Consider the following 11,465-nt stretch of genomic DNA (forward strand, 5'->3'; position numbering starts at 1 on the left):
TCACCTTTCTGAAGTACTGGGCTGTTTTTGCAACGCGGTCATTGCAGAAAATGCGTGGGGAAAATGGCGGACAATCTGCGTAAAAAAGGACCGGGCTTGTTGAATGGGATAGAAATGATCGCCGTCAATCACCACCGGGCCTGTAACGGGGCTCAGCCACTGACGCCAGGCATCGACCTGCTGCCAGGAGGCTTCGCGATCGTGGCTGCCGCACAATAACAGCGCAGGCGTGCGCAGCGGCGGACAGACGTCGGGCGAGTCGTAGTGATAGCTCTCGGTGGCGTAAAAATCAGCGCGCAGAAGAGGAAGAAACAGCGACATTAATTCCTGGTTTTCCCGCAGTTCAGGAGAACATCCGCCAATGTCTATCAGCTCAGCGATAAAGTCGGCATCATCGCGATGGCTGAGCTGGCGTTCAGAATGCAGATGCGGGGCATGGCACCCGGAAATAATCAGTCCTTGTGGCGCAAGCCCCCGTTGCTCCAGAAGTCGGCAGGTTTCAAACGCCACCTGTGCCCCCATGCTGTGCCCGGCGAGTAAAAGCGGCGTGTCAGGCGATACGGATGCTTCCAGCTCGTTCGCCAGCAGTGCCGCCAGTTGTGTAATGCTTCTGAGCGGTTCCAGATGGCGAAGGCGATCGCGCCCCGGCCAGGTCACCAGAGAAAGCGCGCAATCAGCCAGTTGCTCAGCTTGCCAGTGGCGAAACGCGCTACTGCTGCCGCCAGCGAAAGGGCACATGACTAGATGCGCAGTATTACCGTTTCGGGCGGGCCACAGCGGGATGCACATTGCAGATTGCGTCACAGCGCCTCCTTATCATCATCGTTGTAGAAACCGGCTAACCGGTCGTGGTGCGGCGGCGTCAGGCGTCTGATCTCCGCATTGCCGGTCTTACGTAAAATCTGCTGCCATAAACGTGATAACGCGATCTGATGTACGCTTTGGCAGGCCGCTGGTGGATGTTCGCCCGCCAGATGGCTGCGCAACTGGTGTAGCAACCAGCTGACGCCCTCCGGCCCGACGGTTTCGCAGCAGTCGCGCCAGCTCAGGGGCGCCGCGCTGCGCGTCAGACCCGGCAGATCGCGCAGGATCTCCGGTCTGCGGTAGAGGCTGTGGGCGTTCTCCTGATGGTCTGCGACAAACAGGCTGGATGACCAGATGACGGGGCCGTAGCTCGCCTCCAGCGAAAGATGACCTTCCGGCCAGCCCAGCAGCAGGCGGTGCATGATAAGGCTATGCATATCTGGATCGTCAGGATCGAGATAGCGCTGAAGCAGCAGGCAGGCTTCTCCCTCCGGCCAGAAGAGTCTCAGACAGTGAAAATCGCTAAAGCTGCCAACCACGTCGCACTCCACGGCGGCGGCATCAACGCCCAGAGCCAGCAACAACAAATCCAGAGTGGAGTAGAGCAACTGTCGGCTGGTGGTGGCGTGGACTACCGGCGGCGTCTTAGCCAGGCAGCGACGCAGCTGCTGCGCATCGCGAAGCCATGTGCGTCCCGCGCGCGTATGCGGATAAAACGTGTTTACCCAATAGCAGCAGCCCTGTTCCTGCGCCAGCGTTTGTAAGGAACTGATGTCATCCGGGTGGAGGGGATGCTCCTGAATGACGTGTACGCCGCGCGTCAGAAAGTGTCTGGCAAGCTGCGTACCGGTTCCTCCGGCGACGGTCGAACGCACGACAATACAGGCGATATCCGGCATCCTGGTTATCTGTTCCGGCGAGGTATACAGCGGAATGCCAAACGCATGAGCCAGCTCTCTTGAACGGGCGCTTCCCTGCGCCAGCAGGCCGACCAGTTCCAGCCCCTCCGGGGGCTGCATAAAGGCATTCAGGTACATTTCGCCAAATTTGGCGCCCACAATCAGTACGCGTTGTTTTGGGGAGGCGGACGGCATCATAACGTGTTCTCCGGTTGCGTTGAGGTTGCGCAAAGCCAGCGCGTAATGTGTTGCGCACAAGCCTGAACGTGGGGGGCTTCCATCATGATTTGCCAGTGGCTGGCTTCAATCACAGCGTCGTCTGCGTTGTTTATCCAGCCCTGCCACTCGGTTTCTGCTGGCGTCCAGCGCGCGGGTCTCCCGGCGGCATACACCATGAGACAGGGGACCGGAACGCTTTCGCCCGGCGTATGCTCAGTCAGTAAACGCAGCAGATGCGCGATGTTGTCGAGCCACGTTTCTGCCGCTTGCAGCGTCAGGTTTTGCGGCACCATACCGGCCGTTTTAGCGAGGCTGATAAAGTCGGCAAGCTGGCTGTCGGGCGTCTGCTGGTCGAAATGTTCGGGCAGTGCCAGAGGCGTTTGTCCTTCGGCTAACAGGCGCAGCAGGGCCGCCCGGTTTTCGCAACAGAAATCCTGTCGGCACACGGGATCGATTAACACCATCCGAACCTGCTCGCCTTTGGCGTACAGGCGCTGTGCGGCGCCCGCCGCAAGAAACGCGCCATACGACCAACCCGCCAGCACATAAGGGCCGTGAGGCTGCTGACGACGGATGCACCCGACATACTCATCGATCATCTGGTCGAGCGTGGCAAAGCGCTGCGGCGATTTTGCTTGCAGGCCGAAAACGCGCCTGTTCAACGCGCTAGCGAGCGGCAGCCAGGCGCTGATATCGCCGTCTGAAGCGTGGAAGACAAACAGGGTTTCCTCACCGTCGCCCTGGCAAAGGGGTATCGGGTTGTCCTCTCCTGACGTAGCCGCCTGTAGATGGGCGCAGAAGTCGCTCAGCGTCGAATGGCTGAACAGATCCTGAAGGTTAGCCCTGGCAATCCCTCTCCGGTTTAGCTGCGCGACCATCCTTGTCGCCATCAGGCTGTCGCCGCCCAGTTCGAAAAAGTCGTGATGCCTTGCCACGGGGCGAGACAGCAGCGATTGCCAGAGTTCAGCCACCTGTTTTTCCAGCGCCGGATTCCCCCCGGCAACTGGCGTGGGTTTGGCTGGCTCAGTCGGCGCATCAGACGGGGCATGCAGCGGCGTAAATAACGCTTCTCTTTGCCGGATCTGTAAAATGGGCAGACCGGTGCCAAAGCGCTGCTGTAAATAGCGGCTCACGGCTTTTTTATCCGGGCGATTTACGCCAGGCGAACGCGCCACCAGCAGATGCTGGCGCAGCGGCGACGATTCCTGCGCGGGCCACGCCAGCTCGTTTGCAAACCCGGCCTGAACGAGAACCTCCTGCCATGCGGAGCGGGTGAGCATCGGTTTCTCATCCCGGCGGCGGAAATCGCGGTATCCGCTTAATCCCTCAATAAAGCCCACGCTCGCCAGCTGGAATACGCTGTTTCGCTCCGTCGCTTCAACGATCATCAAACGTCCGCCGGCTTTCAGCAACAGTTTTAATCTGCGCAACGTCTGGACGACATGGCTGGCGTCGTGGAGCACATTGACGGCAACGATCAGGTCGTAACCCGCCTCCGGGTGGGCGGTGAAATCCAGCGGCTGGTTGATGTCGAACAAGGCATAAGACACCTGCGATTCATCATGGAAACGGGCTCTGGCGTCATTGAGGAACTGCGCGGAGACGTCCGTGAAGTGGTACGACTGCCGCGTGTTCCGCGTGGCCTTCAGCACCGGCGCGGTAGTGGCTGCGGTTCCGGCGCCAACCTCCAGAATCCGTTCTGCGCTGCACAAGGCGGCAATCTGCGCGGTATAGCGATTCAGACAGGCGCTGGCGGGGTTGTCGCGATACAGCGCGTCGGTAACGCGATGCTGCTCGTTGAACAGCAATTCCAGCGGAGAACACTGCCCGGAGAAGAGGGCGTCGTGCCGGGCGATGCAGGTTTCCAGATACTGCGCCAGCGCCTGGCTCCATTGGCTTTGCGGGCACGCTTCCTGAGGCTCAGGAATCTCGCTGAGCGGAATGCGGCAGCGCCAGCTTTCACCTTCGCGGATTAACCACTCTCTTTCCGTCAGACACTGTAGCCACTGGCGCAGCAGACGCTGGTGAGACGCTTGCGCGGACAGCGCCTGTACTATTGCGCTAAAGCGATGGGCGATCTCCGGCGTGGTAAACAGGCCGTGACGATTTAGCGTAGCCGCGATCCCCTGTAGCGCACGCGCCTCCAGCCAGCGCCAGGTCGCCTCCAGCTCATCAAGCTGCGCCTGCTCAGGCAACGGCAGCGCCAGTTGGGTAAGTTCGTGCTCATCAGGCATCGCCGCTGATGGCGACGGATCGTCGGCCATCACGATATCCAGCGTCAACGCGCCCTGTTCGGTTATTTCCGCTCTGGCCTGCCGGATGCCGGGGTATTCGAGCGTCGCCTGCTCAATATCCCGCAGGTCGTAGTCCGCCTGCGCGTTCAGCGGCCAGCGTCGGCGGGGAATGTGCCCGGCGATGCCGCTGGCGAGAGTCTTCAGGCTTTCAGGGGCGGCGATGACGGCTTGCAGGATGGCGCAATAGTCATTAAACATCGCCTCGGCAGCGCCGGGTTCCAGCACGTTGTCCATGCAGTACCAGCTAAACATCAACTCGCCGTCGCTCTCCATGACCTGATGATCCAGCCAGACCTGCGGCGTTTGCGTGAATACATAGCAGGGTTCGCCGAACAGATGGCTCATCGCCTGATCGATAGTCATGCCTTCCAGCGTCATCCCCAGCATACTGGTAAACACTACCGGCATCAGCGGTTGACGTTGTGATCCGCGCAGGCGGCCCAGCTCACGGATCACCTCAACACCGTTCATTTCACTGTGCGCCATGTTTTGCCAGAGGCGCTGTTGGGTCTGTTGCATCTGCTCTTGCAACGTCACCGGCGCTGAGAAGTTAAAATCAACCAGCGTGACGGAGGTAAAATCACCAATCAACTGGTTGATTTGCGGATGGATCGGCTGGCGATTGAAGAACGTCAGGTTCAGCGTAAATGTTGTGGTACGGCTCCAGCGCTCAAGGGTGGCGGCAAACAGCGTGAGCAGCGCGGCAGACGGTGTGACGCCTTGCTGCTGCCAGCTCTGTTTCACGGCCTGCCATTCTGTCTTGCCGATCGTCGATTTGAAGGTGGTGAAGTGTGGCGTTTCCGGGGGCGTCTCAACCACCGGCAGCTCTGGCGCTAAGGGCAGTTGCGGCAGTTTTTCCTGCCAGTAATCCCAGGCATCGTGCCATGCCGATGTCTGTCGGCGCGCCTGTTCAGCCATCACATAATCACGGAAGGTAATAGCGAGCGGCGCCAGCGTTTCACCGCGCCAGACCTGCGCCAGGTCGTCCATCATGACTTTAAAACTCTGCACATCAAACTGCAAAAGGTCGAGGTTCATATGCAGACGGTAATGGCAATCGTCGATTTCGCTGACCACCAGCTCAAAAAGAGGCCACTGGTCGGCAGGCAAAACGCGATAGCTCAGTTCATGCCGCCGTTTTTCCAGCGCAATGCGCTGTTCTTCCGGGGAAAGCGCGCGCAGATCGTCACGCGGGATGTGATACTCCGGCGTTGTCGCCAGGATTCGCTGCTGCCCGTCGGCATCAACCACCATACGCAACATATCGTGGCGTGCGATGAGCTGGTTCCATGCTTTCTCCAGTATGGCGAGATTGAACTCATCGTGGCGTTTATCCCACTCAAACAGGACGTGACAGGCGACGCCGCCATAGCCAATGAGGTGGGTTCGCCCCAGCCAGTAGGCGTGCTGAATGGGCGTCAAAGGGAAGGGCGCATAACGCTCGTCGGCGTCGTGCCGCAACACTTCCGGCTGCGAAGCGGCAGGCGTCGCCTCTGGCTTAGAACAGATAAGCTGCGTGAGTCCATGAGGAGACAGATCCTGCCACGCCCGTTCCGCATTGATGCGTACGCCCAGGTAGTGCTGAATATCGCTACTGAGTTCAAGGAAGAGCAGCGAGTCCATGCCGAGTTGCAACAGATCCTGGTTTGGATGCAGTGACGCCGGATCGCTCAGCCTTAGCTGAACCGCAATCCGCTTTTTCAGCCATGCCATCACCGCTGTTTCATCGCTCAGGCTGCCGTTAAAGGCGTTGTCATCAGCAGGAGGAATGACCGGCGTTGCGGCTTTTTCTGTGGCGCTGATGTTAAACAGAGCCTGTTGTAACGGGGGCATTTTGTCGGTAAAAACGCGCATCGCCAGTCGCCACGGGGCGCCGCGCATCACCGCCTGTTCCAGGTGCCAGCAGCCTTCGGCATCGCTTAACGCGCCCATACCTCGGCTGGCGAGCGTCGCCAGCATTTCCGGCGTGGCCGCCCGACCGCTTTCTCCCCATGCGCCCCAGGCGACAGAGAGCGTTTTCGGCGCATCAAGGGTGGAAAACTGCTGGGCCAGCCCGTCCAGGTAGCCGCAGGCCAGCGCATGGGCGCTCTGACCCGGCGCGCCGAGGGTGGCGGCAGCGGAAGAGTAGAGAATAAGATAGCGTCCGTCGTGGTTGCGCAGGGTTTGCAACAGCTGGCTTGCCGCCTGCGCTTTTACCGCGAAAACGGCAGCCAACTGGTGGTCATCAAGCTCCTGCAAGGGCGCGTCAGCCAATACGCCAGCGGCATGAATCGCTCCGGCAATGCCGCCGTTGGCCGCCAGATCGTCAAGAACCGTGGCCAGTTGCCCGGCATCGCCCACATCACAACGGCAGACGCGCGTCTGCCCGCCCTCCACGTCGCGTAGCCATGACTCATCCACGCGCGGCGCCAGCAGGGCGATGCGTCGCGCCCCTTTTTCTCTGAGCCAGTTCACGGCAAGGCGGCCTAATCCGCCAAACGCTCCGGTCACCAGATGCCAGCGGCTATCGCCGGTAAACACGTTTGCCGGTAATTCAGCGGCGCATCCCGTATTGGGCGCCAGTGAAGGGAGCCAAAGGGTGTCACCCCGTGCGGCGAGCCAGCGCTGTGATAGTGAGACTGCGCTCAACCCTTGATGCAGCGTTTCCCACGGGGTGTTTTCGGCGAGATCGATGGCGGCAAGCAACCGTTCCGGCTGTTCGTTGGCCGCGACGCGAAGCAAGGCCCATAGCGCGTGATGGGATGCAGAGAGTGCTTCATTTTCCTCGACTCGCCACGCGCGGCGAGTAACCACAATCAATCCGGCTGCGCTGGCGGTGAGCGCTGCTATCACTTTCTCCGCTAAGGCCAGCGTATCCTCGCTCTCCTCAACAATCATCAGTCGCGAAGAGGCGTGCGGATCGTGAATGATGCCGTATTGCGCCAGCTCGTCGCTGCGCGCAAGCGTACCGGCGCTGAAGCTAAAGGTAAGCGGATGGTCAATGCTGGCGACGTTGAGGGGCGTCCAGCGCCATTGATAATGCGTCTGCGGCGCAGGAAGAGGCGCGGCGGGCGATAGCGGCAGCCACTCGCCAGCAGGATGACGGGCTTCAACGCGCATCTGACCGCGGGAAAAGGCTTCGTTTTGCCAGCTTAAGCGAACCTTCCCCAGCCACTCCGGGGCGGCGACGGGGGGCGGTTCCACAGGTAGAGCGTCGCCATGACGCTGTGAAAGCAGACGCCAGGCCTCCTGCCAGCGGGCGTTAAACCGTTCGGGCTGACCTGCGCAATCAGACCAGTCGGCGAGATAATCACCGTTATCCGTCAGCGCCTGCCCCAACACGGGTTCTGATGGCGCGGTGAATGTTACGGCGCTAACCGCCTGACCGGGCAGCGTGGCGAGAATGATATGTTCGCTCATCCCGGCGGTCGGGCTGCCATCCTGCGGTAGCCACGCCACTTTGCTGAATCCGGCGTGGCGGCACTGTTGTTGCCACTGAGCGGTGGTGAGGAATAACTCACCTTCGCGGGCGTCGAGATCCTGTAGCGGAAGAACCAGCGGGCCGAAAACGAAGTCAAACAGACGCATTGGCTGGGTGATTTCGCGCATCAGCAGGCGCCCGCCCGGCTTGAGCAGGGGGCGCAGATTATCGAGCGTGCGGCCAATATGGCGGGTGGCGTGAATCACGTTCGCTGCCACGATAAGATCGTAAGACTGTGCCTGGAAACCCTGAGACTGCGCCTCTTTTTCGAGATCCAGCTCGCTATACTTCACAAAATCATAGTCGGCGAATTTCTGCTGGGCGCGACGGGTGAACAGCGCCGAGATATCGGTGAAATGGTACTCCAGTGCCGGAACGCCGTTGAGTTCCGGCAGCAGCCACGCGGTGGTGCCGCCGGTTCCGCCGCCAACTTCAAGAATACGCAACGGCTGGCGGGGCTGACGCGTCTGGACAATGCCGCGTAATACCCCGGCGGCGATTTGGTTGAAATAGCGGCCAAAGCTGAATTCCTGATACAGCACTTCCACGCCGTCGGAGGCGCTTTGCGGGAAGATAATCGCCACCGGTTCTTCCGCGCCGCTCATCATTTCATATAACCGATCGCCGGCACGGGCGATGGTGTCGGGAATAGCCTGAAAACCTTCACAATAACCGGCAAGTTCCGTCAGCAGTGATTCCCGCTGTTGATGTTCAATGGGGCGGGCGCGGACGTATCGCCCGTCGGTGCAGCGGTAATCGCCGTCGACCACGCAGTTATTCAGCAGGCGCTGGAGTAGCTGCTGGTAGCGGGGCAGCAGACGTCCACGGCGCATGATGGTCATGGCGTCCACGCCGTTCTCAATGGCATCGCCGGTACAGCGTTGTACCAGTTGATCGACGTAGATGGCGTGCAGTCGCGTGGCGCACTGTTTAAGCGCTTCCAGGCGAGGGAGATCGAGCGCTGTCGCGGCGCGACTCGCCACCTCCAGCCCGGCAGACAGCGCTGCGTCGGCAGGCTCGCAGGCCGGGGAGACGCGCTCTTTCCAGTAACGCTCAGTATCAAACGGATAACATGGCGCAGCGATACGTTGTCCATCGCCCGCCAGCAGGTCGGCCCACGGTAGGGCGACGCCGGCAGCGTAAAGCTGGAGCAGGGCCTGATTGAGGACATCGCTCGCCTCTTTGTTACGCCGGGCGCTGGCTATCCAGTATGCGTTATCGCGGTATTCGCGCTGCCCGCAAGCAACCAACTGGGCATCGGGCCCCATCTCCAGAAAAACGCGGGCGCCGAGCTGATGCGCCACCTGAATACTCTGGATAAAACGCACCGGCTGGCGCATGTGTCGGCGCCAGTAATCCGCCTGGTTGAGCGTTGACTCATCAATGACGTCGGCGGTGAGCGTGGAAATAATCGGTATTTGCCCCGGCTCCGCGTGCAGTCCCGCGCAGGCGTCCTGGAACCGATCGAGTATCGGCTCCAGTAAAGCGGAGTGCGCCGCACCGGTTACGCTCAGGCGACGATAGTTAATGTCATGCTGCGAGAGCGTGGCGCAAAATACCGCGAGACGGGCTTCCGGCCCGGAAAATACCGTATGTTGCGTACCGTTGTTGGCGGCGAGATCCAGCTCAAACTGGCGAGCCAGCGGCATCAGCGTGTCTTCGTCTGCAAATACCGCCACCATCGCGCCGCTTGCGCACTGCTGCATTAGCGCGCCGCGCCGACAAACCAGTGGCATGACCTGTTCAATCGTATAGTGTCCGCAGACAACGGCAGCGGCAAATTCACCGACGGAATGCCCAATGGCGAAGTCTGGCTTCAGTCCTTCAGCACGCCAGTGCGCCGCCATCGCGATTTCAAACGCGACAATCGCCGGCTGCGCCCAGGCCATATTGTCCAGCTGCGCCGAATCGGGGTTAAACATCGCTTCGCGCAGTGACGGCGTGAGCATTTCGCTACAGGCGGAAAAACAGCGATCCAGCGTGTCGGCAAACGCCGTTGAGTGCTGGTACATCGTTTGACCCATAGTGCGCCAGTGCGAGCCCTGGCCGGTAAACAGCCACACCTGCTTGCCGCTGGCGCCGTGGCCGCTGTAAACCAGCGCCCCCGATTTCTCACCGGCCCAGGCGCTGAGCGCCTCGGCGGTTTCACGGTTTAATGGCGCCGCCAGGCGGAAGGGGAGATCGAGACGGCGCGCGTGCAGGGCTGTGAAGGCCAGAGAGCTGGCATCCGCATCCTCTCTCAGCGCCCCGGCATAATCCGTCGCCAGCCGCCGCAACGCGCTGTCGCTGGCGGCGCTGAGCAGCAGCGCGGTACTTTTTCTGCCGCTATCCGTATCGGGGAGGCGCGCGTTGAGCGCGTCGGGCAGCGAGGCGACGATCATATGGCAGTTGGTGCCGCCAATACCAAAGGAGGAGACGCCCGCATAGCGCATTTCGTCCTGCCATGCCTGTGCCGACACCGGTATGGTAAAGGGGCTCTCTTCAAGTTTCAGCGCCGGGTTGGGGGTGTGAAAATTCAGTAAGGGAGGAATTTGCCCGCGACTGACTGCCAGAACGGTTTTCAGCAGTCCGGCAATGCCCGCCGCGGTATCCAGATGGCCCATGTTACTTTTCACGGAACCGAGCGCACAGCGCTGATCCTGCGGGCGAGGCGCATAGACGTTGCGTAACGCTTCAATTTCAATCGCGTCGCCCAGCGGTGTGCCGGTGCCGTGGGTTTCAATGTAACCTACCTGCCTGTCGTCGATGGCCGCCAGCATTAACGCCTCTTCGATGACTGCCTGTTGCCCTGCGACGGAAGGGGCGGTATAGCCGACCTTTCTGTTGCCGTCGTTGTTGACCGCGCTGGAGAGGATCACCGAGATAATCGGATCGCCTGACAGCAGCGCGTCTCTCAGGCGACGCAGCACCACGCAGCCGAGACCGTTACCGGCCCAGGTGCCCTCAGCCGAGGCGTCAAAGGGACGACAGTGACCATCAGGAGAGAAAATCATTCCGGGCTGGTAGCGGTAGCCTGCCTGCTGGGGGAAAGAGAGCGCCACGCCGCCGGCAACCGCCATATCGGATTCGCCTGCGCGCAGGCTTTCACAGGCCAGATGCACTGCAACCAGCGAGCTGGAGCAGGCGGTCTGTACCGATAACGCCGGGCCGTGCAGGTTGAGTTTGTACGCGGCGCGGGTGGCAATATAGTCTTTATCATTGCCCATCAGAGATTGCAGACCTTTTACCTGCGCGACTTCTGTCACGTTCAATGCTTCGCGACCGGGGTAGGTACTCATCCGGGAAGAGGCGAAAACGCCGGTCTTATGGGGGACGGCGCCGGGGGCATAACCGGCATGTTCCAGCGCATGCCAGACCGCCTGCAAAAATAGGCGCTGCTGCGGGTCCATCGACTCCGCTTCCTGTCGCGAATAGCCAAACAGGGTGGCGTCGAAGCAGTCGGCGTTGTCTAACACCGTACCGATATTGACATAATGAGGATCGTCAATGATGGCGGCATCCAGACCGACGGCCAGAAGCTCTTCGCGCGTAAAGCGTCGGCTGCATTCACGACCTTCCAGCAGATTTTGCCAGAACGTTTCGCCATCCGGCGATTCAGGAAAATGACAGGCGTAGCCGATAACCGCGACAGGTTCGCAGTCCGGGTAGTGTTGAGCGATCGATGCATCAATGGAATCTGCTGTCGGCGCAGAAGAGAAGCGCAAGTTATCCATAATCGGTCCCGTTTCCTAAGATTCACAAAGTCAATGGAACGCCATGCGTTCGCGATGGCGTTCCGGGGAAAATCAG

The 11,465-nt window shown here is 60.5% G+C and carries 3 protein-coding genes; all 3 read right to left on the minus strand.

The window, feature by feature from the left end; genetic code table 11:
- From ybtT to irp1, 3 genes are read right to left on the minus strand one after another with little or no spacing between them, the layout of a single operon-like run.
- Positions 1–804: a yersiniabactin biosynthesis thioesterase YbtT gene (gene ybtT / locus O1722_RS08600; protein WP_000194284.1), complete on the minus strand. Its 804-nt coding sequence runs from the start codon at positions 802–804 to the stop codon at positions 1–3.
- Complete coding sequence (gene ybtU, locus O1722_RS08605; RefSeq protein WP_000982866.1) at positions 801–1,901, minus strand: yersiniabactin biosynthesis oxidoreductase YbtU; 1,101 nt, start codon at positions 1,899–1,901, stop codon at positions 801–803. Before ybtU ends, ybtT begins: the two co-directional genes overlap by 4 nt.
- The gene (gene irp1, locus O1722_RS08610; protein WP_000369492.1) at positions 1,898–11,389 is read right to left on the minus strand and encodes a yersiniabactin polyketide synthase HMWP1; all 9,492 of its coding nucleotides are present in this window, start codon (positions 11,387–11,389) and stop codon (positions 1,898–1,900) included. Before irp1 ends, ybtU begins: the two co-directional genes overlap by 4 nt.
- Positions 11,390–11,465 lie beyond the last annotated feature (76 nt).

Source organism: Enterobacter cloacae complex sp. HYC003_NIDB (genome assembly GCF_056673375.1).

What these genes read in the sequence shown, in the direction of transcription:
- irp1 (WP_000369492.1), bottom strand. Translation starts at nt 11,389, where the DNA reads ATGGATAACTTGCGCTTCTCTTCTGCGCCGACAGCAGATTCCATTGAT.
- ybtU (WP_000982866.1), bottom strand. Translation starts at nt 1,901, where the DNA reads ATGATGCCGTCCGCCTCCCCAAAACAACGCGTACTGATTGTGGGCGCC.